The following is a 23,641-nucleotide window of genomic DNA, read 5'->3' on the forward strand; positions in this document are numbered from 1 at the left end:
TTTATCGGTGCTTGGCGATAAAAAAAGCTCCCTTTTTCAGCTATTTCCGGTATAGTGCGCGCCGGCCTTTAACCGGGCCGCGTTTAGGTAGCGCAATTCCCCGAAGTCAGCTTCGGCTGCACGTCCGCACAGCGGACTCTTCCTTGACGAATCTTTTTCATTCATTCGTTTTCGCAAATCCCCGCCGACAAAGCAGCCAGGGCGACTCTTGAGTCTCAACACGGCATGCGCAGCTTTGGAGCATGGGTCTTTGCGGATGCACTTAGAGGCAGACCCATGACCCAGGAAACCGGCGGCTTCGCCGCTTTTAATCTTAACCCGAATATTCTTGCAGCCGTCGCAGCGACTGGCTACGAAGAACCTTCGGCGATTCAGCAGCAATCGATCCCGATCATCATGGCCGGTAAGGACATGATTGGCCAGGCGCAAACCGGTACCGGTAAAACCGCCGCGTTCGCCCTGCCTATTCTGCATTGCATCGATCCTGCCAAGCGCGAGCCGCAAGCCCTGATCCTGGCGCCAACCCGTGAGTTGGCGCTGCAAGTAGCAACCGCCTTTGAAACCTACGCCAAGCAAATGCCGGGTGTAACTGTTGTGGCCGTTTACGGCGGCGCGCCTATGGGCCCACAACTCAAGGCAATCCGTAATGGCGCACAGATCGTTGTCGCCACTCCGGGCCGTCTGTGCGACCACCTGCGTCGTGACGAAAAAGTTCTGTCGACCGTGAACCACCTGGTTCTGGACGAAGCTGACGAAATGTTGAAGCTGGGCTTCATGGATGACCTGGAAGTCATCTTCAAGGCACTGCCAGCGACCCGTCAGACCGTATTGTTCTCGGCTACCCTGCCGCAGTCCATCCGTGCCATTGCCGAACGCCACCTGCGCGATCCGGAGCACGTGAAGATCCAGACCAAGACCCAGACCGTTACCGCGATCGAACAGGCTCACCTGTTGGTTCACGCTGACCAGAAGACCTCGGCTGTATTGAGCCTGCTGGAAGTCGAAGACTTCGACGCCCTGATCATGTTCGTGCGCACCAAGCAAGCGACCCTGGACCTGGCCAGCGCCCTGGAAGCCAAAGGCTACAAAGCCGCTGCGCTGAACGGCGACATTGCCCAGAACCAGCGTGAGCGCGTGATCGACTCCCTCAAGGATGGCCGTCTGGACATCGTTGTAGCGACCGACGTTGCCGCACGTGGCCTCGACGTTCCACGTATCACCCACGTGTTCAACGTTGACATGCCTTACGATCCAGAGTCCTACGTTCACCGTATCGGCCGTACCGGCCGTGCCGGTCGCGAAGGCCGTGCATTGCTGCTGGTGACTCCACGTGAGCGCCGCATGCTGCAAGTGATCGAGCGTGTTACCGGCCAGAAAGTTGCCGAAGTCCGCCTGCCGGATGCCCAGGCCGTTCTCGATGCGCGCATCAAGAAACTGACCAACAGCCTGGCGCCACTGGTGGCTGACGCTGAATCGACCCACGGCGACCTGCTGGACCGCCTGACCGCCGATATCGGTTGCACCCCGCGTGCCCTGGCTGCAGCCCTGCTGCGCAAAGCCACCAACGGTCAGGCCCTGACCCTGGCAGCCATCGAAAAAGAACGTCCACTGGTTCCGAACAGCGCGCCACGCGGTGATCGTCCAGAGCGTTCCGGTGACCGTCCAGACCGTGGTGACCGCGAGCGTCGTGCTCCAGTGCCATTGGCTGAAGGCCGTGCTCGTTGCCGTACCGCGCTGGGTGCGCGTGACGGTATCGCTGCCAAGAACCTGCTGGGCGCTATCCTCAACGAGGGTGGCCTGGCACGTGAAGCCATCGGTCGCATCCAGGTGCGTGACAGCTTCTCCCTGGTGGAGCTGCCGGAAGACGGCCTGGAAAAACTGCTGACCAAGCTCAAAGACACTCGCGTTGCCGGTAAGCAGCTCAAGCTGCGTCGCTACCGCGAAGATTGATCCGCCTCTGGGCTGGTTGATCGCACATAAAAAATCCCCGACTGGTTCGGGGATTTTTTTTGCCTCCTGTTTTAGTCTTCGACGCGATCAACTGGGGGAGCTGGCTTGCCTGCCATAGCCATAGGTATCTACACAACTTTGTAGGCTGTCGCAGCAAACGGTAACCACGATGCGAAGCGAGCCGCTCTTGATCTGCTTTTGATCTTGATCTTAGGCGCCCCGTTAAACCACGCTGGCCGGAATTCGACAGGGATTTGGGGGGTAAACCGGCAGGGATGCCGGTTTAGCCGCCCCGCGCCATGGACGGCGCGTGGCGGCGGCCCCCCAAATCACTGGCGGATTACGGGCACACCGAGCCTAGGCGAGGTGCCGAGTGGTGGGGCAAGAGCGTTTTGCTTACTTTTGCGCTTTTCAAAAGTGAGCCGCTGTCAGAGCGGAACCCTAGGTGGCCGTTACCGCAGGAATGGATATGTACACGGTCCAGCTGTGTTGACTGTCAGGCCGTCTTCGCAGGCAAGCCAGCTTCAAAAGGTATGACGGCGTCAGCCAAAGCGATAGATATCCATGCCCAGGGCGCCCAGCGTGAAGCCTTGGTGCGCCACGCTGAAATCTGCGCCCGCACCCCGCGCAAAATACAGTGGCAGCAAGTGCTCATCGCTGGGATGGCTGCGCACGGCATGGGGCGCCTGGCGGCGATAGTCATGCAAGGCGGCGTCGTCATTGGTCGCCAGTTTGTCGACCACCCAGTCGCGAAACTCCCGCGCCCACGGGGTGATCGTCTCCGGCCCGGCGCGCCAATCCAGTTCGCCCAGGTTATGGGTGATGCTGCCGGAGCCGATCAACAGCACACCCTGTTCACGCAGGCTGGCGAGTGCATGCCCGACACGGGTCTGCAGGGGCGGGCCCATGCGACTGGGCAAGGAGACTTGCACCACCGGAATATCTGCTGCCGGGTACATCAGCGACAGCGGGACCCAGATGCCGTGGTCGAAAGGCCGACGTTCATCAATGCTGGCAGCCAGACCGTCGGCGTGCAGCAGTTCGACAATCTCACTGGCCAGCTGTGGGTCACCCGGCGCGGGGTATTGCACCGCAAACAGCTCACGCGGGAAGCCGCCAAAGTCGTGCCAGGTTTCGGGGGCAGCACTGCCGCTGACCAGCAGTTCCGGGCTTTCCCAATGCGCCGACACCACCACAATGGCTTTGGGCCGTGGCAGTTCGGCGGCCAGGCGCCGCAGCGCAGGGCCGCTGGCGCCGGGTTGTAAGGCCAGCATGGGCGAGCCGTGGGAGATAAACAGGCTGGGGAGCATGAGCAGGGTCCTGAGGGTTAAGATGGAGCCATCTTCAATCAGATCATCGATCTAAATCTAATATAAGTTTTAGCGCCTTTTGATCGAATTTTCGGAGTGATTCATGCAGCCTGAATTTTGGCAGGACCGCTGGGCGAGCAATCAGATCGGTTTCCACCAGCGCGAGGTTAACCCCTATTTGCAGCGGCATTGGCCAGGGCTGGGGTTGGCCGAAGGGGCAAAGGTGCTGGTGCCGTTGTGTGGCAAAAGCCTGGACTTGGTATGGCTCAAGAGCCAGGGGTTCCCGGTAATGGGCGTGGAGCTGTCGGAGCAGGCGGTTCAGGCGTTTTTCAGCGAGCAGGAGCTTGTGCCGCACGTCAGTCAGAAGGGCGGCTTCAAGGTCTACCAGGCGGGCCAGATCGAACTGTGGTGTGGCGATTTCTTCAGTCTGGATGCTGAGGCAGTGGCCGGTTGCAGCGCCGTTTATGACCGCGCGGCATTAATTGCCTTACCGCCGCTGATGCGTGCGCAATACGCCGAGCACCTGAATGCCTTGCTGCCCTCAGGCTGCCAGGGGTTGCTGATTACTCTTGATTACGACCAAACGCAGAAGGCCGGTCCGCCCTTTGCTGTTTCGGACGAGGAGGCGCAGGTGCTGCTGGGATCGTATTGGGCGTTGGAGCGGCTGGAGGAGCGGGATATTCTGGGGGAGAGCGGGAAGTTCCTGCAGGACGGTGTTACCCGCCTTGAAGAGCGTGCTTATCGGCTGACCCGGCGCTGAAAGGGCTTTTGCTTTTTTGTAGGAGCGAGCTTGCTCGCGAAAAACTCACAGGCGCCGCGTTCATTCAGAATGTACGTGTAATCGTTGAGGTTTTTCGCGAGCAAGAGCGGTGAAAATCAGCAGGCACAAAAAAGGGGCGATCAGATCGCCCCTTGTCGAGTCATCAGGCTATCAGCCCCGGCGACGCAGTGCGTCAATCCGCTCTTCCAGCGGCGGGTGGCTCATGAACAGGCGAGCCAGGCCCTGCTTGATGCCGCCGTTGATGCCGAAGGCCGTCAGGCTGTCGGGCATATGCACCGGCAGGCCCTGTTCGGAGCGCAAGCGTTGCAGCGCGCCGATCATTGCGCTGGTGCCCGCCAGGCGTGCGCCGGCTTCGTCGGCGCGGAACTCGCGTTTGCGCGAGAACCACATCACGATGGCGCTGGCCAGGAAGCCCAGGACCAACTCAGCGAAAATGGTCGCCACGAAGTAGGCAATGCCACGGCCTTCTTCGTTCTTGAAGATGACCTTGTCGACGAAGTTGCCGATGATCCGCGCAAAGAACATCACGAAGGTGTTCACCACGCCCTGTACCAGCGCCAGGGTGACCATGTCGCCGTTGGCTACGTGGCCGATCTCGTGGGCCAGCACCGCCTTGACTTCATCGGGCGAAAACCGCTCCAGCAGGCCCTGGCTCACGGCCACCAGCGCGTCGTTCTTGTTCCAGCCGGTCGCAAAGGCGTTGGCCTCATAAGCTGGAAAAATCCCCACTTCGGGCATTTTGATGCCAGCTTCCTGAGACAACTGCTCCACGGTTTGCATCAGCCATTGTTCATGACGAGTGCGGGGTTGAGTGATGATCTGGGTGCTGGTGCTCATCTTCGCCATCCACTTGGAGATGAACAGCGAGAACAGCGAGCCGGCGAAACCAAAGACCGCACAGAAAATCAGCAGCTGATTGAGGTTCAGATCAACCCCATTGGCCGCCATGAACCCGTTGAAGCCAAAAAGGCTCAGGGTGACGCTGGCAATCAGTACGACCGCCAGGTTAGTGGCCAAGAACAGCAGGATGCGCATCATGGTTGTAGAATTCTCCTCATGCTTAATATGTCGCTCACTGCGGGGTATATAAGGTGCGGCATGGGGTGATTCAACCGGGGGACTATTTCAAACTGTGTCCTACACCTCGGGCGTAGGGCGTTGAAGGGATTTTCCGACCTGTATTGTCAGCCTTGATCAACCCGATATGACCTCGCCGCCCCGTGATTATAGGGGGTACGTCATCGGCTGGGGCCAAATGAAGTACAACCGCAAGTAAGTGACACAGAAGTGTTGCTAGATGATCGCTGTACGACCCTTTGTGAGTCGTACAGCGTCAATTGCCTTACTGGCGATAGGACTTCAGGAAGTTGCCGATGCGACCAATGGCCATCTCCAGGTCATCCACGCGTGGCAAGGTCACTACGCGAAAGTGATCCGGCCACGGCCAGTTGAACGCGGTGCCTTGCACGACCAGCAGTTTTTCTGACAGCAGCAAATCGAGCACGAACTTCTCGTCGTTGAGGATCGGGCAGACTTTCGGGTCGATCCGCGGGAACGCGTAGAGCGCACCCATGGGCTTCACACAGCTCACGCCTGGAATGGCATTGAGCAACTCCCAAGTGCGGTTACGCTGCTCCAGCAGGCGACCTTGAGGCAGGATCAGGTCATTGATGCTCTGGTAGCCGCCGAGGGCGGTCTGGATCGCGTGCTGGCTCGGTACGTTGGCGCACAGGCGCATGTTGGCCAGCATGTCGATGCCTTCGATGTAGCTTTGCGCATTGTGCTTGGGCCCGGAGATGGCGATCCAGCCGGAGCGGAACCCCGCCACGCGGTAGGACTTGGACAGGCCATTGAAGGTCAGGCACAGCAGGTCCGGCGCCAGGGAAGCAGTACAGATATGTACGGCGTCATCGTAGAGGATCTTGTCGTAGATCTCGTCGGAGAACACCACCAGGTTGTGCTGGCGCGCCAGCTCCAGCATGCCCAGCAGCACTTCTTTGGAATAAACGGCGCCTGTAGGGTTGTTCGGGTTGATGATCACCAGGGCCTTGGTGTTGGGGGTGATCTTGGCCTTGATGTCGGCCAGGTCCGGGAACCAGTCGGCGCCTTCGTCACACAGGTAATGCACCGGATGGCCGCCCGCCAGGGTCACGGCGGCGGTCCACAACGGGTAATCCGGTGCTGGCACCAGGACTTCATCGCCATTGTTGAGCAATGCCTGCATGGACATCACGATCAGCTCGGACACGCCGTTGCCCAGGTAGATGTCCTCGATGCCGACACCTTCGACCTGTTTCTGCTGGTAGTACTGCATCACCGCCTTGCGCGCGCTGAACAGGCCCTTGGAATCGCTGTAACCCTGGGCGGTCGGCAGGTTGCGGATCACATCCTGGAGGATTTCGTCCGGCGCTTCGAAACCAAACGGCGCCGGGTTGCCAATGTTCAGCTTGAGGATGCGATGGCCTTCCTCTTCCAGGCGTTTGGCGTGCTTGAGCACTGGGCCGCGAATGTCGTAGCAGACGTTGGCGAGCTTGTTCGATTTGCTGACCTGCATGGCGATGTGATCCTGAAAATGAACGATCCCGACGGCGTAGGCACTACCGTAGGGTGAAGCCTGCACGGCCCGCACCCATAAATACGTTTGAATGCCGGTGGCGCGGGTGCCAGACTGGCGTTTTGAAGAGGCGCAATCATACGTGCCGCCTGATCCATGGAAAAGACACAGATCAGGGTTTTTCAGTTGCCGAGGTGTACCGATGGAAAAGTTGCAGAAAACTGTAGATGAATGGAAGGCGATGCTTGATCCGGAGCAGTACAACGTGTGCCGTCTCAAGGGTACCGAGCGACCGTTCAGCGGCAAGTACAACGCGACCAAGACCGACGGCGTCTACCATTGCATCTGCTGCAACGCGCCGCTGTTCGATTCCAAGGCCAAGTTTGATTCCGGCTGCGGCTGGCCCAGCTTCTATGAGCCGATTGCCGATAGTGCGATGGTCGAGATCCGCGACGTCAGTCACGGCATGATTCGCACCGAAGTCACTTGTGCCAAGTGTGACGCACACCTGGGGCATGTGTTCCCGGACGGTCCACCGCCGACGGGCCTGCGCTATTGCATCAACTCGGTATGCCTGGATCTGGTGCCGCGCTAGGCTCGCGTAGCCCCCGTAGGAGCGAGCTTGCTCGCGAAAAACGCCAACGATAACGCGGGGCGCCTGAATGAGCGCGGCGTCTGGGAGTTTTTCGCGAGCAAGCTCGCTCCTACACGAATAAGGCTCTTTTTCCGCTGACTTGAGGCATTGCCATGAGCGACTCCCTGCTGAGCATCCCTTGCACCACCATCAAGGGTGAACAAAAGACCTTGGCCGATTTTGCCGGCAAGGCCATTCTGGTGGTCAACACCGCCAGCAAATGCGGCTTCACCCCGCAGTACAAGGGCCTCGAGCAACTTTGGCAGCAATACAAGGACCAGGGCCTGGTGGTGCTCGGCTTTCCCTGCAACCAGTTCGGCAAGCAGGAGCCGGGCAACGAAGGCGCGATATCCGAGTTTTGCGAGTTGAACTTCGGCGTCAGTTTTCCGCTGTTCAAGAAAGTCGACGTCAATGGCAGCGATGCCCACCCGCTGTTCGTGCAGTTGAAAAAACAGGCTCCGGGGCTGCTGGGTTCCAAGAACATCAAGTGGAACTTCACCAAGTTTCTCATCGGCCGTGATGGCCAGCAGGTCAAGCGTTTTGCGCCAACCACCAAGCCCCAGGACTTGACCCAGGAAATCGAAGCCCTGCTCAAGTGAGCTGGGCACTGCGGGTACCCGTCAGAGGCTGGTGGTCTTCGGTACCCACAGTTCCAGCAGCGCGTTAAGTTCTTCGCGGCGAAACGGCTTGGCCAGGTAATCGTTCATTCCCGCGGCCCGGCAACGCTCGCGTTCTTCGGCCATCGCATTGGCGGTCAAGGCCACGATGGGCAAGTCCGGCCAACGCCCGCTGCGGCGAATCTGTCGGCTGGCCTCATAGCCATCCATCACGGGCATGTTGCAGTCCATCAACACCATATCGAAGCGCTGCTCCTCCAGAAGCTTGAGGGCTTCGCCACCGTGGGCCGCTATGATCACCTCGCACCCGAGCTTGCTGAGCATGCCCTTGGCCACCAGTTGATTGACGGCGTTGTCCTCCACCAACAGGATGCGCGCACGGTGCGCAAGCGGTGCGGTTTCTATCTGAACGGGGTCGAGCACCAGTTGCGCGTCGCTGCGCAGGTTGCGTTGCAGGATCTGGTACAGCGCGTTACGGCTCAACGGGCGGGCTTGTTGCTGCAGCGGCGCCAGGGCCGCGACTTCTTCGCTGGGCAAAAAGTTGCCGTAGGCGGTGACCAGCAGAATCGGCGCGCTGATGCCCGGGCGCAAGCGGAACAAGCATTCAGGGCAGTCGGTGATCAACAGGTCGGGCGCCAGCCCGCTCAGATCATCGTCCTGGGAATAACAGCGCGGCGTCAGCCCCCAAGAGGGCAGCAGGGTGGTGAGCAGCTCGGTCAGCCCGCCGCCGGCGTTGGTGATGGCGATCACCTCGCCCGTGAGCGGTGCATAGCGTGTGGCAGGCAAATGCGCGGGCAGCGGTAGATCGGCGCAGAACTGGCTGCCAAAGCCCACCTCCGAGCTGATACTCAAGCGGCCTTGCATGGCTTCGCACAGGTTATGGGTCAGTGCCAGGCCTAAACCCGTGCCGCCAAACTGACGGGTGATGCCTGCGCCGGCCTGGGTGAACGGCTGGAAAATTTTCACCTGGGCTTCCTGGGCGATGCCGATGCCGGTGTCGCACACTTCGATGCTGACCCGGCCCTCCAAGGCGTGCAGGCGCACATCGACGCGACCGAAGCGGGTGAACTTCAAGGCATTGGAGAGCAGGTTGCTGACGATTTGCCGCACACGGGTCGGGTCACCGATCACCTGGGCGGGAAATTGCGGGTCGATCAGGCAGGTCAGTTCCACACTCGGCGCGGCGTTTTGTGACAGCAGGTTGGCGGTGTCTTCAACCAGGGAGCCCAGGTCGAACGGGATATGCTCCAGTTCCAGTTGGCCGGCGTCGAATTTGGACAGGTCGAGGATATCGTTGAGCAACTCCACCAGCACTTTGCCTGAGTCATGGGCAATGGACAGTTGCTGGCGCTGTTCGGCAGTCAGCGGGCTGTCCAGTGACAGGGCAATCATGCCCAGCAGCCCATTGAGTGGCGTGCGGATTTCATGGCTCATATTGGCCAGGAACGCCGCCCGCGCCTGGGCCATGCCCAGCGCTGTCATTTTCGCAGCCTCCAGCTCATCGTTGGACTGGCTCAAGCGTTGGTTGCTGGCCTTGAGTTCAAGGGTGCGCGCCGAAACGATATTTTCCAGTTGCCCCAGGTACTCCGTGAGGCGGTCCTCGGCGTGGCGCCGCTGCTGGATCTCGGTTTCCATGTTTTCGAACTGTTGATTGGCGACGTTGACCAGCACGCCGATTTCATCGTGTTCGTGCCCCGGCGGGCAATCCAGGCGCGCCTGTTTGCGTGTGCTCAGCTCGCGGATAATGCGCACCAGCGGTTGGGTGAGCATTACGTAGAACAGGCCGAGTAAAATCCCGGTGAGCAGTAGGCTACGGGCGAAGCCGTTGAGCAGGGTGATTTCGGCGCGATGCAAGAAACGGCTGCCAAAGGCATAGGTATCGACGTCCAGGCGCAGCACACCGAGTGAGTCGTTGGGCATATGGCTGAGAAACAGCCGGTCTTCGAACTGGCGATTGGCACCAAACAGAAAATCGCTGACGGGCCGATAGTTGCTTTCTTTGCGCGGGCGGTTGACGTCGGCCAGCACCACGCCATTGTTGTCGATCAACTGCGCGCGGATGATGGCAGGGGAGTGCAGCAGGCCCAGGGTCAGTTCCTGGGCGAGTTCGGCATCGATGTTGTAGGCGATACGTGAAGCCGGGTTATGGCTGATTTCAATCAGTGAGCGTATTTCACGGTTGATGGATGCGTCTTCACTGGCATAATCAATGCCAATTTGGATCAGGCTGAGCAAGGTTCCCAAGACGAAACCGACCAGCACAGTCAATCTGGCTTGTTTATAAGACAAGCGGTGGGCGAACTTGATATCCATCGAGTGTTGAACCACTTAGCGTTTCCCTTCGCCTGGCAAGCATAGCTGAACATCCACAAGCTTTGGCTCGCCCGGCATGAATCGTTTGTTTGATGCAGCCCATGCAGTGTGACGCAGGGTTGCCAATACGCCATCTTTTGCAAGAACTTGCCAGAGGAATAGCTGTGGATTCTCGATTGAATGCCTTTCTGGAGCGCGCCGATGCGGTGCTGGCTCGCCTGGAACCGTTGTTACCCGCCCCGCGCCAAGCGATCGACTGGCACCAATGCCTGGCAGCCCGTTGGCAGCGCGAAGGCCGCAGTGGCTTCCTGTTGCCGCTGGAGGTCAGCCTGGACATGCGCCTGTCGGACCTGATCGGTGTGGATAAACAACGTGAACAACTGGCGCGTAACACCCAACAGTTCCTCGACGGCTTGCCCGCCAACCATGCACTGTTGTGGGGTTCGCGTGGCACCGGCAAGTCTTCCATGGTCCGTGCCTTGCTCGCCCAGCATGCCAAGGCGGGCCTGCGTCTTATCGAGATCGAGCGTGACCACCTGGCGGACCTGCCCCGTGTGGTCGAGCAACTGATCAAGCTACCACAACGCTTTATTTTGTTTTGCGATGACCTGTCGTTTGAAGCGGGAGAGGGCGACTATCGCGTGCTCAAGAGCGTGCTCGATGGCTCCCTGGAACAGGCGCCGGAAAACGTGCTGCTGTATGCCACGTCCAACCGCCGCCACCTGGTGCCGGAAAACCAGAGCGACAATGACAACTGGAAGCGCGTGGATGGCGAATTGCACCCGAGCGAGGCGGTTGAAGACAAGATTGCCTTGTCGGATCGTTTTGGCCTGTGGCTGTCGTTCTACCCGTTTAGCCAGGAGCATTTCCTGGATGTGGTGGAGCACTGGATCGGCGAGTTGGCCAGCAAGGCCGGCTTGCAGTGGCAGCGCGATGAGCAGCTTGATGTCCTCGCGGTGCGTTGGGCCACCGGGCGCGGCAACCGCAATGGTCGGTGTGCCTATCAATTTGCCCGTTACTGGGTGGGTCTTAAATTGCTGGAACGTCAACCATGATCGATTTACAACAGGCCGGCAGCGGCCTTGATGGCTACGCCATGCTGTGCGCGCAACTGGAGTCGCTGTTGGCTGATGAGCGCGATTTTATTGCCAACAGTGCGCAGTTTTCCGCGTTCCTGTTCAACCAGCTGGATGACTTGAACTGGGCGGGCTTTTACCTCAATCGCAATGAAGAACTGGTGCTTGGTCCCTTTCAGGGGCAGATCGCCTGTGTGCGCATTCCGTTTGGTCGTGGCGTGTGTGGTGCGGCTGCGGCTTCACGGCAAACCCAGCGCGTGGAGGATGTGCACGCGTTCCCAGGCCATATTGCCTGTGACAGCGCTTCGAACAGTGAGTTGGTAGTGCCCTTGGTCAAGGAAGGTCGACTGATTGGCGTCCTTGACCTCGACAGCCCGTTGCTGGCCCGGTTCACCCCTCAGGACCAAGTGGGCATTGAGCGCCTGGCGGAGATTTTCCTGCGGTTGACCGACTGCTGAAGCGGCGGGTGCTAAGGCCGGTTGGGGTAGGGGCGCGTTTGCTCACTCCTGCCGCCACCGGCCCTGGCGCTTATTGGCCTTGCAGCTCATCCAGTTGAACCTGCAGCATCCTTTCCAATTCCAGCATGAGTTGTTCCAGGGCCCTGATACCGCTTTCGATCACGGCCCACTCCTCGTTGCGCGAACAGCTTTGCTCCAAGGCTTCGCATTGCCCCGCCAACGAGTGGGCTTGCACGATACGGGCTGCGCCCTTGATCTTGTGGGCTTGCTCGATAATTTCCGAGAGTGGAGCCTGTCGATCCAGCAGATCGATAAGGATCTGGCGGTCTTGATGGCTGCTGCTCAGTAGTTCCTCCAGCAGGCGTCGACTCAAATGGGGGTCACCGCCGGTCAATGCCTCCAGGCATTCAAGGTCCAATCGTTGGTGCACGGCTTTAGGGACAATGTGTGCCAGTTGGCGCTCCAACACGGTTAGGCTGATGGGCTTGAACAGGCAGTCATCCATGCCGGCTTGCACGCACCGCTGCCTCTCTTCTGGCTGGGCGTTGGCGGTAAAGCCCAGTACCACGCAGGGCACCAATTGTTCGCGCTGCTCATACTCACGGATTGAGCGACTCAGTTCATAGCCATTCATGATGGGCATGTTGCAGTCGGCAATCACCAGGTCGAAATGCTCTTTACGCCAGGCCTGGAACCCTGCGGCGCCGTGTTCGGCAGCGGTGAACTTATGCCCCAGGTAGCCCAGTTGCTGGCACATCAGCAGGCGGTTCGCCGGGTGGTCGTCTACCACCAGTACGTTAAGCACCAGCGCCGTGGCCGGCGTTTGCGGCGTGTGGTCACCCTCCGTCTGGATCGCTTGCAGGCGCGGCATGCTGAGGTTGACGTGCACCTGTGTGCCCACCATGGGCACGCTGCTCAGGCTCAATTGGCCGCCCATCATCGCGCACAGGCTGCGGCAGATCACCAGCCCCAGGCCTGCGCCACTGCGGGCCAATTGCCCGGAGTTGTCCGCTTGGGCAAAGGGTTCGAACAGGCGCAATTGGTCTTCCCGGCTGATGCCGATGCCGGTGTCTTCTACCACCAGTTTCAGCTCGATCTGCTCCGGTGCCTGCGTAGGCTGCAGCTCAACCTTGATCTTGACCTGCCCCTGTTCGGTGAACTTGATCGCGTTGCTCACAAGGTTCGATAGCACTTGCTTGAAGCGCAGAGGGTCTATCAACACCTCGATATCGTTCAGGTCGGGCTTGAACTCCAGCAACAGGCTGAGGGTTTTCTGCCGCGCAAGACCGTCGAAGACGCGCACCACTGATTCAATCACCTCCCGCAAGTTGACACGCTCCGGGGCCAGGCTGAGGCGGCCGGACTCGATACGCGCGATGTCGAGGATGTCACCGATCAGCTCCAGCAGGTCTCTGGCCGAGTTGTACGCCACCTCTATTGCCGGTCGGTCAAGGTGCCCTTGGTCGGCGCGCTTGAGCGTCAGCTCGAGCATGCCGATAACAGCGTTCATCGGGGTGCGAATCTCGTGGCTCATGGTGGCCAGGAACGTGCTTTTGGCGCGGTTGGCTTCGTCGGCGCGCTCCTTGGCAGTGCGTAGTTCATCGAATAGCTGGCGTCGGTCGCTGATATCGATCCAGCCACCGATGATGCCTTGAACTTCACCCGTGGAGTCTCGGTAGGGCAAAATCCAGTGATAGATGGTCAGCTTCTTGTCATGGATATGCAGGCTGCGATCAAGGATCAACGGGTTGCCCTCGGCGACCACGCGCAGATAGTCAGCATGGTACTGGGCCGCCTCCGACGCGAGGGCCATGCTCATCTGGGTCACGCTTTTGCCGATCACCTCTTCGCGCTTGACGTCGAACACCTGCAGGTAGCTGTCGTTACAGGTCTGCAGCAGCCCATTGCGGTCGCGCACGTAGATAGGATGCGGCGTTTCATTGACCAATGCGCGCATGAACTCGAACTGATCGTTGAGGGCGCGTTCGGCCATTTTTCGATGCTTGATCTGGCGCCGCATGTAGGCGTTCCAGGCCAGGGAAATCAATAGCAACAGCCCGGTGCCGATGATGATTCGCGCGATCAGTTGATGGTAGTTACGCCAGTAACTATCGGACGCGGCGGTGTAGCCACGCCAGCGGCTGTTGATCACGCCCATTTCATCCGGGGCAATGCTGAGCAGGGCCTTGTCGAGGATCGAGCTCAATTCCGTGGCCTGGCGCGAGGTGGCCAGGGTGAAGGTCGCGGGGGTCGTGCCGATGCTGGCGCTGATTTGCAACTTGTCCTGGAAGACCTGGGAGGACAGGAAGTAGTTGGCGATCACCAGGGTGTTCACTGCCCCATCCACTTGTCCCTGTGCGAGCAGCTCCGATGCTCTGAACGTATCACTGGTTTCCACCAGTTGGACCTGCGGGAAGTCTTTGCTCAAGGTCGCGGCCAGGGGACTGCCTCGGGTGATTGCCAGACGCTTGCCTGCCATTTGCTCCATGTTCGAGGGCGCACCTGGCTCTCTGCGTGTCAACAATACATAGGAGTTTTCCAGGTAGGGGCGACTGAAATTAAGCTGCGAATCTCGTTCGTTGCTGGGCACGATGGCCCCGATCATATCGACTTTCTGGGCCGCGACCTGTTCTATCATCGCGCTGACTTCGCGGCCGCGCTGCACCGAAAAGCGCAGACCGGTGCGCAAGCGAATCAACTCCAGTAAATCGGCGGTAATGCCGCGAAAGTTGCCGTCTGCATCGAAGAACGTCAGTGGCGCGAAGGTTTCGTTGACGATCACCGTGACCACTGGGTGCTCTTTGAGCCAGCGCTCTTCGCGCTGGGTCAGTTGCAGTTTCTTGTCGGTCAGCAGGATGTCGCTGCCGGCGCTCCAACGCTTGGCAATGCTGTCCCTTTCGTTGATGGGCACCGAGGCCAGGGCTGAATCGACAATACTCAATAACATCCGGTTGTCCTGGCGCGTGGCAAAACTGAAACCATAAGCTTCGTGCTTGCCGAAGTTGGCCATGCGAATGTTTTTGAGGTAGCCCTTGTTGATCATGTAATGGGTGGAAATGGTGTCACCGAGAAACACATCCGCCTGGTCGAAGGCCACTGCATTCAAGGCATTTTGATACGACGGGTAGGCGCGGATGATCGCCTTGGGGTACAGCTTTTCCACCTCATTGAGCGGCAGGTAGTGATAGACAAGGCTCAGGCGCAGCCCGTCGAGGCCTTCGCTGAGGCTGCGGGTTTCTCCCTCGCGCGTAACCAGTACCGGCTGGTCCACGGCATAGGGTTCGGAGAGGATAAGATTTAGCTTGGCAGCTTCAAACCCGTTGGAGGAACCCAGCAGGTCAATTTCCCCGGCTTCCAGGGCTCGAATGGCCGCCGCTCGAGAGGGGTAGCGCATCACCGTGATTGGCAGGGAGAGCGCCTTGGCCAGTAAGCCTGCGTAGTCGGCGGTAAGGCCTTCGTAATCATGGCCGCTGGAAGTGAGGTCGAAGGGCGGGTAGTCAGGTGTGGATGTCCCCAGTGTTAGTTCACGTTTGTTCTGCAGCCACTGGCGCTGGGCCTTGGCAAAATGAGTGTCCAGTTGAACAGCTCTCGCGCGACTCAAGAGGGCGAAGCGTTCCGGGCTGGTTTGGTGCTCAGCGAGCACAGTCGTGCTGAAGTACAAACCGGCACTTAATATGATTAGATAGTCCTTTATACGCCTGGGCATCCGCTTTCTCACACTAGCGCGTTTCGTTTTGCCATCTCGATGAGGTCAACCAAGGATTTGGCTTGAAGTTTTTGCATGAGTCTCTTTTTATAAGTGCTGACGGTCTTGTTACTTAAGAACATGCCTTTGGCAATTTCCTTGTTAGTGCGGCCTTGTGCAAATAGTTGCAGGACCATCAGCTCCCGGTCATTGACGGTCTTGAACAGTTCCAGCTCTTGAGCATCCATGCCTTCCGTTCCGGGACCATTCAAGGCCTGGCTGGGGAAGTAGTTGTAGCCGGACAGCACCGCGCGAATGGCACTCAGCAACTCGCTCAGGTCACCCTCCTTGCACACGTAGCCTTCAGCCCCCGAGCGCATGCACCGTGTGGCAAACAGCGTGGGGCATTGGGCCGTGAGCACCAGGGTTTTCATCGAGGTGTTCATGGCATTGAACCGGCAGAGCACCTCCAGGCCATCAAGTTTCGGGATGCTGATGTCCAGAATCACCAGGTCTGGAAGGCATTCACGGACCATCTGTATGGCATCGCACCCGTTATCTGTTTCGCCGACGACTTTATAACCTTCGTGCTCCAGCAACATTCGAATGGCAAGCCGGATAACGGGGTGGTCATCGATAATAAAAACTGTGTTCATAGTCACTTTCCATGCAGGTGCAGATAAAGCGGGCACATTAGCTCAGAAGGTGAGTGCGCAGTATGAAGCTCACAGGGAGTAGATGCAGAACAGGAAAGTTCCTACATTTAAAAAGGTATAGGCCTACAAGTTGTTAGGTAATCGTGACAGGGCATGTGAGCGTTTTGAGGATGACCCTGACCAGAAGGGAGGCTTGGAGATTTACGGCGCACCCCGGATCGTTTTTCGTTGCATGTGATGTTTAAAATCCTACAAGAGCGGGTTAAAAGTTAAGCGGATTAATCGCTCAAGTTCATCTTTGTTCAAAGGTTTTGATAAGTAGCCAAGCAGGGGGAGACTTCGTTGTGCCGCTTGTATCGTCAGGTTAGCCAATTCTGAAGTCGGTAAGCCGCTTAACAGGATAGCACTGGTGATGAAGCGCCGACGGCTGGCGATTTCCACCAGTTCAAGCCCGGGCAGGTCGGGCAGGCATTGGTCGCATAACATCAGGTCGAAGGGGGAGTCGCACTGGCTCATCACGCGTATGGCCTGCTCGGCGTTTTCCACCGGGGTCAGTTGGTCGAAACCGAAGCTTCTGAGCAGGCACTGGGTGGCCATGAGTTGAAAGGGGTGATCCTCCACCAAAAGAATACGAAGAGAATAGCTGGGCATAAAGAGCACACAGTGAGACAAGCGTCGATGGGGGCAGCAGGAATTACTCGGTGGGTCCGTTGGGGCGCGCGTGATTATTCTTCGGGCGCCTGTACGAATTCGATCAGGCCGCTCTGTTCCCGTCGTAGGGCAATTCGCTTCAGGGAACAGGCTGCTGGGTGGCGTCGTTATTGAGGGCTGGAGCGTCCGGTCATTTCCCGCGCCATTTCGGTGGCGTAGCTGTCCGTCATACCGGCGATGAAGTCGATCATACGCAGGAACGAGGCGTGCAGTGGCCAGGCGGGGTCCGGCGCGCTATTGCCCAGCAAGTCGAGAATGCGCCGGTTCTTGAACGACGGCGTGCGCCCGCCATGTTGCTCCAGGGCCGCACCGCAAAAGGCATTCAGCAGGATTTCCAGGGTGGTATAGGCCCCGATCTCATGCAGTGTCTTGCGCTTGTCCTGGAAGATTTTCTTGCGCGCCATGTCCTTGGCATCCAGTACGCAGCGTTTCGCCGGGCCGTGCATGTGTTCCACCAAGTCACCGGGCAGTGTGCCGGCCAACAGGGCGTCCTGCTGTTCGACAAACGCCTGCGCCGCCGCATTGGTCAGGTGCTCGATGGCTTTGCCGCGCAGGATCGCCAGCTTGCGGCGACGTGAGTCCATTGGGCCCAGTTGGCGATAGGTTTGCGGCAGGTCATCGCCGACCAGGTTCAGCAGCAGCGACTCGACTTCGGCGTACTGCAGAAGCTCCATTTCCAGGCCGTCTTCCAGGTCGATCAACGCATAGCAGATGTCGTCGGCGGCTTCCATCAGGTAGACGAGCGGGTGACGCGCCCAGCGTTGTTCCTCCAACTGGGGCAGGCCAAGCTTGTGGGCGATCTGCTCAAGAATCGGCAGCTCGCTCTGGTAACAGCCGAACTTGTGTTTCTTGTAGCCCAGCGAGTCGGCGTGGCGGGCGGTCCAGGGGTATTTGAGGTAAGTGCCCAAGGTGGCGTAGGTCAGCCGCGTGCCGCCGTCGAACTGATGGTATTCAAGTTGGGTGAGCACCCGAAAACCCTGGGCATTGCCTTCGAAGTTCAGGAAGTCATTGCGTTCGGCGCTGCTCATGTCATCCAGCCAGCCGCGCCCGGCGGCCTGTTGGAACCAGTGGCGAATGGCGTCTTCGCCCGAGTGCCCGAACGGCGGGTTGCCGATGTCATGGGCCAGGCAGGCCGATTGCACCACCATGCCCAGGTCGCTCGGGTCGCACCAGTCGGGCAGGGCGCTGCGCAGGGTTTCGCCCACGCGCATACCGAGTGAACGACCCACGCAGCTGACTTCCAGGGAGTGGGTCAAGCGTGTGTGGATATGGTCGTTACTCGAAACCGGATGCACTTGGGTCTTGCGCCCCAGGCGCCGGAACGCGCCGGAGAAAATAATGCGGTCGTGATCTTTGTGGAAGGGGCTGCGGCCCAGTTCTTCGGGGCTGTGCAGGGGTTTTCCAAGACGTTCGCGGGTCAGCAGGGTGGGCCAATCCAAGGCGCAGGTTCTCCGTAAGGTGAATGACAGTTCCAGCTTCCCGCTTGCGCTTTTGTGGTGCAAGCGAATCCAGCGGTAAGCCGAGTCGATATCAATTAACAGCCAGCGCAAAAAACCGCAATGACCAGCACGTGTCTGGTCATTGCGGTCATCGGCTCCCGCGTATCAGCTTTTGCGCGAAGAGCTTTGCATGGCCAACTTGATCAGCGGGATCAACCCGGCACCCAGCCGCACCAGGCGCGTGATGCTGCTGATGCTGCCGCCCTTGGCGCCTTTGCCGGTAAAGAAGCCCATCAGCGTGACCGCCGCCACGCCCCACAACGGCGCGTGCTTGATGCCCAGGCTGTCCTGCCAGTTGTGGCGCATGTTGCGCATTTTGTGCAGGGGCGCCATGAGTTGTTGGGACTCATGCCGGATTTCCTGGCGGTGCATTTCCATGCGCAGGCGGATCAAGGCTTTGCGCATTTCCCGGCGTGACGTGTTTTGCGGGATCTCAGTCATGCTCATGGCAGCAGGCGCTCCCGGTCATTGGCCAGTTCTTCGAGCGTGGCGTGGAAGGGCGTGGATTCATCGAATACCGCAGCCTTCAAGCGCACACCGCAGAACGCAGCGGCCAGGCTGTAGAACACGCAGAGGCAGATGATACCGGTGAGGCGATAGCCCGTGTCCCACACCAGGATCATCACCAGCGTCGACAACCCCACCAGCAACAGCAGGGCAAACACTAACGCCAGGCCGGCAAACAGCAAAAGGCTGACGGTGCGGGCCTTTTGCTCTTGTAACTCGATGCCAAACAACTCGACATGACTGTGCAGCAAGCCCAGCACAGCTGCGCCCAGGCGTCGGGAAGTTGAACCGCTTGCTGAGGAATGTGCGCTCGAAGATGAGCTGGATTCGCCGATAGACATGGTTAGCGCCTTGTAGCCAGCAGACCGATCAAAAAGCCTACGCCGGCAGCAATGCCGACTGACTGCCATGGGTTGGCTTGCACGTAGTCTTCGGTGGCAGTGATTGCCGCCTGGCCGCGCTCGCGCAACGAGTCTTCAGTCAATTGCAGGGTCTCGCGGGCCTTGAGCAGGCTTTCGTGGATCTTGGTTCGTAGCTCGTCAGCCTGGTCACCGGCCAGCACGGCGGTGTCGTCCAGCAACTTTTCGGTATCGCTGACCAGGGTTTGAAAATCCTCCATCAGTATCTCTTGAGCAGTCTTTGCTGTTTTACCGGCCATGGTTGTCTCCGTGGGTAGCTGATCTGTAAGTGTGGTTTCGAGTCGCGGCGTTGGCTGAAGGTTCAGTGCAATTGTGTGGTACAGCTTTTGCTTTGCCTTGGTGCGCAGGCCTTGGAGCCTGCGCTGAATCCGGGCGGTCGAGGTGCAAACCTTGAAAAACCTTACCCTAAATCACTTAACTTCGCGGAAAAACCCTGTCGGCAACGGCCTGTTGTGTTGATCGCTGCGCTAAAGCGGCTCACACCCTCTGAAGAAGGGTGAAGCCGGTGGTGCCAATTTAGTGCGCGAAACCCTGGCTTGAACCGCTTTGGTGCTTTTTGCCTTGATGCAGGCCTGCCAACCTCCATGGAAAACTTGCAAAGCGCGGTGGACACCCTCGTCCACAGTTCCAACACCCTGTTCATCCTGATTGGCGCGGTCATGGTGCTGGCCATGCACGCCGGCTTTGCCTTCCTTGAGGTTGGCACGGTGCGCCAGAAGAACCAGGTCAACGCCTTGTCGAAGATCCTCAGCGATTTCGCGATCTCAACGCTGGCCTATTTCTTTATAGGCTATTGGATCTCCTACGGTGTGAGCTTCCTGCAACCGGCCGCCGTGATCAGCGCCGATCATGGCTACGGCCTGGTGAAGTTTTTCTTCCTGCTGACGTTTGCCGCGGCGATTCCGGCGATCATTTCCGGCGGGATTGCCGAGCGTGCGAAGTTCGCGCCGCAGCTGTGTGCCACCGCGCTGATCGTGGCGTTTATCTACCCGTTCTTCGAAGGCCTGGTGTGGAACGGCAACTTTGGCCTGCAAGCCTGGCTGCTCGCAACCTTTGGCGCCAGCTTCCACGACTTTGCCGGTTCCGTGGTGGTGCACGCCATGGGCGGCTGGCTGGCGCTGGCGGCGGTGTTGCTGCTGGGCCCGCGCAATGGGCGTTACCGTGAAGGGCGCCTGGTGGCGTTTGCGCCGTCGAGCATTCCGTTCCTGGCGCTGGGCTCGTGGATTCTGATCGTGGGCTGGTTCGGCTTCAACGTGATGAGCGCGCAAACCCTCAATGGCGTCAGTGGCCTGGTGGCCGTCAATTCGTTGATGGCCATGGTCGGTGGCACCGTGGCTGCCTTGGTGATTGGTCGTAACGATCCGGGGTTCCTGCACAACGGTCCCTTGGCCGGGTTGGTGGCGATCTGCGCCGGTTCCGACCTGATGCACCCGGTGGGCGCGCTGGTCACGGGTGTGGTCGCAGGCGGCTTGTTCGTGTGGTGCTTTATTGCTGCCCAGTCGCGCTGGAAGATTGATGACGTGCTGGGCGTATGGCCGTTGCATGGCTTGTGCGGTGTGTGGGGCGGCATTGCCTGCGGCATCTTCGGGCAGGCCGCCCTGGGTGGGCTGGGCGGCGTGAGCCTGATCAGCCAGTTGATCGGCACCGGGTTGGGCGTGGCGGTAGCGTTTGGCGGCGGCTTGCTGGTGTACGGCGTGATCAAGCGCGTGCAAGGGCTGCGCTTGAGCCAGGAGCAGGAGTATTACGGCGCGGACCTGTCGATCCACAAGATCGGCGCGGTCAGTCAGGACTGATCGGCGCTTCTTCGTCAGGCGTTGGCGGTGGGTAAAAACCGTGCAGCAGGCGATAGCGGTTGTGCCGTACTTCATCCACCCGCGCCTGCACCTGTTGGTCCGGCAGGCCCAGCAGGATGAGGGCATGGGCGGCGAGCATCAGGCTCGACTCCAGCAACTCGGGCACCACTTCGCTGGCGCCCGCGGCCTTGAGTTCAGCCAACTGGCTGTCATCGCGGGTGCGCACCAGGATCGGCACGTCGGGGTTGATCTGCCGCGCCTCTTTGAGCACCACCAGGGCGACATCACTGTTGTCCACCGCGATCACCACCAACCGCGCCCGTTCCAGGCCGACGGCGCTGAGCAAGGCACCACGGCGGCAGTCGCCGTAATGCACACTGCTGTCCTCGGTGGCGGCTTCCTGCACCCGTTCGGGGTCATCATCCAGGGCGATAAACGCCTGTTGTTCGCGGCGCATAAAGCGCCCGATGGACTGGCCTACCCGTCCATAGCCGCAAATCACCACGTGCCCGTGCAATTGAGCGTTGAGCGCGGTGATGTGTTCCAGTTGCACTTGCTGGTTGGGTTTGCGATGCAGGCGCAGGGCGATGGCCGGTGCCGCACGCAACAGCAGCGGTGTCAGCAGCATCGAGCAGAAGGTAGCCGCCAGTAGCAGGCCGTTGAACTCATCGGGAATCAGCCGGCTCTGCTGCATCTGCGCCATCAGCGCAAAGCAGAACTCGCCGCCCTGGGCCAGCGCCAGGCCGCTGCGCCAGGCCGTTTCGGTGTCGCTGTTACGCCATTTGACCAGCGCCGCGACCACCATGCCCTTGACCAGCATCAGCGTGAGCGTCAGGCCGAGGATCAACAGGCTGTGGCTGACGAACAATTGCAAGTCGATGAGCATGCCGATGCTGACAAAAAACAGCCCCAGCAGGATGTCGCGAAACGGGCGGATATCCGCTTCGATCTGGTGCCGGTAATGACTCTCGCCCAGTAACATGCCGGCCAGGAACGCACCGAGGGCAGGGGACAGGCCCAGCAGGTGGGTGAGCCACGCAGTGAGCAAGACAATCACCAACGCCAGCAGCACAAACAGCTCCGCCGAATGAGACGCGGCGACTTCACGGAACAAGCGCGGCAGCAACCAGCGGCTGGCGAACAACAGGCCCACGAATAGCACCACGGTCTTGCCCAGGGTCAGCGGCAGCGCCCAGTACCAGGCCTGGTCGCTGCTGCCGGCAAATACCGGTACCAATGTCAGCAGCAACACCGCCACGACATCCTGGAACAGCAACACGCCAATCGCATTCTGGCCATGACTGCTGAAGATCTCCCCGAGGCTGGTCAGCTCCTTGCTGACAATCGCCGTGGACGATAACGCCAGCCCTGCGCCCAGCAACAACGCGATGCCAGGCGCGAGACCAAAGCCCATCAACAAAACGCCCAGCAATGCCCCGCACCCCAGCACTTGCAGGCTGCCCAGGCCGAATACCACGCTGCGCAGCGCCAACATTTTCGACAGGGAAAACTCAAGCCCCAGGGAAAACAGCAGGAACACCACGCCCATCTCGGCGAGGTCCGGCAGGTCTTCGTTATCATTGACCCAGTCCAGCGCGGTGGGCCCCACTGCCAGGCCTACGCACAGGTAGCCCAGCACGGGCGGCAGTTGCAGCCGGCGAAACAGCGCAATCACTACCAGGGATGAGGCCAGGATAATCAGCAGGTTGGCGAACACAGGCATCTCCGTTGCAGGATGAGCGGCAAAAAGCCGCGAGCATTGCTGAATCAGTTATAGGCCATGGTGATCTGAGTCAGGCTTTTTGCACCGTAGGAGCGAGCTTGCTCGCAAAAAACGTCAACGATAACGCGCGGTTCCTGAATGAACGCGGCGCACGGGAGTTTTTCGCGAGCAAGCTCGCTCCTACAAGGGGCTTGTTAGGCTTAGAATGGAGGTTCGTTTTGTGACCTGAGTCCTTTCATCATGCTTCCTGAATGCCAGCTGTTCGGCACCCTGGGTTGCCATCTGTGTGAGATCGCCGAAGCCGAGGTCATGCCGCTCGTCGAACATGGGTTGTTGGTGGAGTTGGTGGATATCACCGATCCCGAGGACCTGATAGATGTCTACGGCCTTCGTATTCCGGTGCTTCGCCGCATGGACACCGGGGCGGAACTGGACTGGCCGTTCGACACCGGTCAGGTGGTCGCCTTCCTGCGCTGAGATTTATGCGATGGCGGCTTTCCAAATATTCAGTTACTGTATATTCGTACAGCGATTGAGTAGAGGGAACGCCCGTGGTGAATGTTGAACAACTTAAAAGCAGCGTCAATCGCATGTCCGCCGACGTGGTGCGCGACGCGGTGAACGAGCTGCGCCTCGATGGCCTGGTCACGGAAGGCAAGACGCCGTTTAACAAAGTGCATTTCAACACCTGCTTTGCGGAAATCGAGGCGCTGTTCCAGCGCGCCGGTTATCACAAGCAGCTGGATGTGGTGGGTTATCAGGGCTTGCTCTACGCGCTGTATGACCCGGGCCGTTGGGAAGCAGTGGACGTGCTGCGCTGGCTCAAGGAATTCACCGAGGCGGCGAGCGCCTCGCCGGTGCTGCGGGCTCAACTGGCCAAGGCCTGAGATAGGCCCTAGGCAATCGCGCGCCATGGGCGATAATGCCCGCCTGTTTTCCAGGCTTCGAGCGTCGG

General features: G+C 59.4%; 21 protein-coding genes. 9 read left to right on the plus strand and 12 right to left on the minus strand.

Features of this window, described 5'->3' with window-relative positions; genetic code table 11:
* Positions 1-276: 276 nt before the first annotated feature.
* Entirely contained in the window at positions 277-1,950 is a 1,674-nt protein-coding gene (locus HU731_RS24580) for a DEAD/DEAH box helicase (RefSeq protein WP_003189900.1), read from the plus strand.
* A gap of 542 nt (positions 1,951-2,492) precedes the next feature.
* Here the strand turns inward: HU731_RS24580 and HU731_RS24585 are convergent.
* A complete protein-coding gene (locus HU731_RS24585; RefSeq protein WP_186608101.1) occupies positions 2,493-3,260 on the minus strand; it encodes a DODA-type extradiol aromatic ring-opening family dioxygenase in 768 nt (255 codons plus the stop codon).
* A gap of 103 nt (positions 3,261-3,363) precedes the next feature.
* On the opposite strand from HU731_RS24585, the gene HU731_RS24590 reads away from it, so the two are divergent.
* On the plus strand, positions 3,364-4,020 hold the full coding sequence (locus HU731_RS24590) for a thiopurine S-methyltransferase (protein ID WP_186608100.1): 657 nt from the start codon (positions 3,364-3,366) through the stop codon (positions 4,018-4,020).
* Between the two features lie 171 nt (positions 4,021-4,191).
* Here HU731_RS24590 and htpX read toward each other — a convergent pair whose 3' ends face one another.
* Together htpX and HU731_RS24600 are read right to left on the minus strand one after the other, a co-directional pair.
* On the minus strand, positions 4,192-5,079 hold the full coding sequence (htpX, locus tag HU731_RS24595; protein ID WP_003189904.1) for a protease HtpX: 888 nt from the start codon (positions 5,077-5,079) through the stop codon (positions 4,192-4,194).
* Between the two features lie 304 nt (positions 5,080-5,383).
* Positions 5,384-6,595 (minus strand): pyridoxal phosphate-dependent aminotransferase, encoded by a 1,212-nt coding sequence (locus HU731_RS24600; protein ID WP_003189906.1) that lies wholly within the window; start codon positions 6,593-6,595, stop codon positions 5,384-5,386.
* Positions 6,596-6,797: 202 nt separating this feature from the next.
* Between HU731_RS24600 and msrB the strand changes: the two genes are divergently transcribed.
* Positions 6,798-7,190, plus strand: coding sequence for a peptide-methionine (R)-S-oxide reductase MsrB (gene msrB / locus HU731_RS24605; protein WP_186608099.1), 393 nt, complete (start codon positions 6,798-6,800; stop codon positions 7,188-7,190).
* Between the two features lie 152 nt (positions 7,191-7,342).
* Positions 7,343-7,828 (plus strand): glutathione peroxidase, encoded by a 486-nt coding sequence (locus HU731_RS24610; protein ID WP_186608098.1) that lies wholly within the window; start codon positions 7,343-7,345, stop codon positions 7,826-7,828.
* Between the two features lie 21 nt (positions 7,829-7,849).
* Here the strand turns inward: HU731_RS24610 and HU731_RS24615 are convergent, their stop codons facing one another.
* Positions 7,850-10,159, minus strand: coding sequence for a hybrid sensor histidine kinase/response regulator (locus HU731_RS24615; protein ID WP_186608103.1), 2,310 nt, complete (start codon positions 10,157-10,159; stop codon positions 7,850-7,852).
* Between the two features lie 164 nt (positions 10,160-10,323).
* Between HU731_RS24615 and HU731_RS24620 the strand changes: the two genes are divergently transcribed.
* Both HU731_RS24620 and HU731_RS24625 read left to right on the plus strand, forming a co-directional pair.
* Positions 10,324-11,214, plus strand: coding sequence for an ATP-binding protein (locus HU731_RS24620; protein WP_186608097.1), 891 nt, complete (start codon positions 10,324-10,326; stop codon positions 11,212-11,214).
* Positions 11,211-11,693 carry a free L-methionine (R)-S-oxide reductase MsrC gene (locus tag HU731_RS24625; protein ID WP_186608096.1) on the plus strand — a complete coding sequence of 161 codons (483 nt, stop codon included), beginning with the start codon at positions 11,211-11,213 and terminating at the stop codon, positions 11,691-11,693. Before HU731_RS24620 ends, HU731_RS24625 begins: the two co-directional genes overlap by 4 nt.
* A gap of 70 nt (positions 11,694-11,763) precedes the next feature.
* Here HU731_RS24625 and HU731_RS24630 read toward each other — a convergent pair whose 3' ends face one another.
* The 7 genes from HU731_RS24630 to HU731_RS24660 all read right to left on the minus strand — a co-directional run bounded on the left by HU731_RS24630 (position 11,764) and on the right by HU731_RS24660 (position 19,409).
* Positions 11,764-15,399 (minus strand): transporter substrate-binding domain-containing protein, encoded by a 3,636-nt coding sequence (locus tag HU731_RS24630; protein ID WP_186608095.1) that lies wholly within the window; start codon positions 15,397-15,399, stop codon positions 11,764-11,766.
* Positions 15,400-15,407: 8 nt separating this feature from the next.
* Positions 15,408-16,034: a response regulator transcription factor gene (locus tag HU731_RS24635; RefSeq protein ID WP_003189917.1), complete on the minus strand. Its 627-nt coding sequence runs from the start codon at positions 16,032-16,034 to the stop codon at positions 15,408-15,410.
* Positions 16,035-16,283: 249 nt separating this feature from the next.
* Complete coding sequence (locus tag HU731_RS24640) at positions 16,284-16,685, minus strand: response regulator (protein WP_186608094.1); 402 nt, start codon at positions 16,683-16,685, stop codon at positions 16,284-16,286.
* Positions 16,686-16,852: 167 nt separating this feature from the next.
* Positions 16,853-18,184, minus strand: a complete 1,332-nt coding sequence (locus HU731_RS24645) for a deoxyguanosinetriphosphate triphosphohydrolase (protein ID WP_032892699.1) — start codon at positions 18,182-18,184, stop codon at positions 16,853-16,855.
* A 165-nt stretch (positions 18,185-18,349) separates the two neighbouring features.
* A complete protein-coding gene (locus tag HU731_RS24650; protein ID WP_032892697.1) occupies positions 18,350-18,691 on the minus strand; it encodes a hypothetical protein in 342 nt (113 codons plus the stop codon).
* Positions 18,688-19,092: a phage holin family protein gene (locus HU731_RS24655; protein ID WP_032892696.1), complete on the minus strand. Its 405-nt coding sequence runs from the start codon at positions 19,090-19,092 to the stop codon at positions 18,688-18,690. Before HU731_RS24655 ends, HU731_RS24650 begins: the two co-directional genes overlap by 4 nt.
* A gap of 2 nt (positions 19,093-19,094) precedes the next feature.
* Positions 19,095-19,409, minus strand: a complete 315-nt coding sequence (locus HU731_RS24660) for an ElaB/YgaM/YqjD family protein (protein WP_003189926.1) — start codon at positions 19,407-19,409, stop codon at positions 19,095-19,097.
* 345 nt (positions 19,410-19,754) lie between these two features.
* Here HU731_RS24660 and HU731_RS24665 point away from each other — a divergent pair, with 345 nt between their 5' ends.
* Positions 19,755-20,963, plus strand: coding sequence for an ammonium transporter (locus HU731_RS24665; protein WP_186608093.1), 1,209 nt, complete (start codon positions 19,755-19,757; stop codon positions 20,961-20,963).
* On the opposite strand, the gene HU731_RS24670 is transcribed toward HU731_RS24665, so the two are convergent.
* The gene (locus tag HU731_RS24670) at positions 20,950-22,686 is read right to left on the minus strand and encodes a cation:proton antiporter (RefSeq protein WP_186608092.1); all 1,737 of its coding nucleotides are present in this window, start codon (positions 22,684-22,686) and stop codon (positions 20,950-20,952) included. The genes HU731_RS24665 and HU731_RS24670 overlap by 14 nt on opposite strands.
* A 240-nt stretch (positions 22,687-22,926) precedes the next feature.
* On the opposite strand from HU731_RS24670, the gene HU731_RS24675 reads away from it, so the two are divergent.
* Together HU731_RS24675 and HU731_RS24680 are read left to right on the plus strand one after the other, a co-directional pair.
* Entirely contained in the window at positions 22,927-23,163 is a 237-nt protein-coding gene (locus HU731_RS24675) for a glutaredoxin family protein (protein ID WP_186608091.1), read from the plus strand.
* A 74-nt stretch (positions 23,164-23,237) separates the two neighbouring features.
* Positions 23,238-23,573 carry a hypothetical protein gene (locus HU731_RS24680; RefSeq protein WP_003189932.1) on the plus strand — a complete coding sequence of 112 codons (336 nt, stop codon included), beginning with the start codon at positions 23,238-23,240 and terminating at the stop codon, positions 23,571-23,573.
* Positions 23,574-23,641 lie beyond the last annotated feature (68 nt).

This window comes from Pseudomonas salmasensis (assembly GCF_014268375.2).
GTDB classification, from domain to species: domain Bacteria; phylum Pseudomonadota; class Gammaproteobacteria; order Pseudomonadales; family Pseudomonadaceae; genus Aquipseudomonas; species Aquipseudomonas salmasensis.

What these genes read in the sequence shown, in the direction of transcription:
- HU731_RS24580 (WP_003189900.1), top strand. Translation starts at nt 277, where the DNA reads ATGACCCAGGAAACCGGCGGCTTCGCCGCTTTTAATCTTAACCCGAAT.
- HU731_RS24585 (WP_186608101.1), bottom strand. Translation starts at nt 3,260, where the DNA reads ATGCTCCCCAGCCTGTTTATCTCCCACGGCTCGCCCATGCTGGCCTTA.
- HU731_RS24590 (WP_186608100.1), top strand. Translation starts at nt 3,364, where the DNA reads ATGCAGCCTGAATTTTGGCAGGACCGCTGGGCGAGCAATCAGATCGGT.
- htpX (WP_003189904.1), bottom strand. Translation starts at nt 5,079, where the DNA reads ATGATGCGCATCCTGCTGTTCTTGGCCACTAACCTGGCGGTCGTACTG.
- HU731_RS24600 (WP_003189906.1), bottom strand. Translation starts at nt 6,595, where the DNA reads ATGCAGGTCAGCAAATCGAACAAGCTCGCCAACGTCTGCTACGACATT.
- msrB (WP_186608099.1), top strand. Translation starts at nt 6,798, where the DNA reads ATGGAAAAGTTGCAGAAAACTGTAGATGAATGGAAGGCGATGCTTGAT.
- HU731_RS24610 (WP_186608098.1), top strand. Translation starts at nt 7,343, where the DNA reads ATGAGCGACTCCCTGCTGAGCATCCCTTGCACCACCATCAAGGGTGAA.
- HU731_RS24615 (WP_186608103.1), bottom strand. Translation starts at nt 10,159, where the DNA reads ATGGATATCAAGTTCGCCCACCGCTTGTCTTATAAACAAGCCAGATTG.
- HU731_RS24625 (WP_186608096.1), top strand. Translation starts at nt 11,211, where the DNA reads ATGATCGATTTACAACAGGCCGGCAGCGGCCTTGATGGCTACGCCATG.
- HU731_RS24630 (WP_186608095.1), bottom strand. Translation starts at nt 15,399, where the DNA reads ATGCCCAGGCGTATAAAGGACTATCTAATCATATTAAGTGCCGGTTTG.
- HU731_RS24635 (WP_003189917.1), bottom strand. Translation starts at nt 16,034, where the DNA reads ATGAACACAGTTTTTATTATCGATGACCACCCCGTTATCCGGCTTGCC.
- HU731_RS24640 (WP_186608094.1), bottom strand. Translation starts at nt 16,685, where the DNA reads ATGCCCAGCTATTCTCTTCGTATTCTTTTGGTGGAGGATCACCCCTTT.
- HU731_RS24650 (WP_032892697.1), bottom strand. Translation starts at nt 18,691, where the DNA reads ATGAGCATGACTGAGATCCCGCAAAACACGTCACGCCGGGAAATGCGC.
- HU731_RS24655 (WP_032892696.1), bottom strand. Translation starts at nt 19,092, where the DNA reads ATGTCTATCGGCGAATCCAGCTCATCTTCGAGCGCACATTCCTCAGCA.
- HU731_RS24660 (WP_003189926.1), bottom strand. Translation starts at nt 19,409, where the DNA reads ATGGCCGGTAAAACAGCAAAGACTGCTCAAGAGATACTGATGGAGGAT.
- HU731_RS24665 (WP_186608093.1), top strand. Translation starts at nt 19,755, where the DNA reads ATGGAAAACTTGCAAAGCGCGGTGGACACCCTCGTCCACAGTTCCAAC.
- HU731_RS24670 (WP_186608092.1), bottom strand. Translation starts at nt 22,686, where the DNA reads ATGCCTGTGTTCGCCAACCTGCTGATTATCCTGGCCTCATCCCTGGTA.
- HU731_RS24675 (WP_186608091.1), top strand. Translation starts at nt 22,927, where the DNA reads ATGCTTCCTGAATGCCAGCTGTTCGGCACCCTGGGTTGCCATCTGTGT.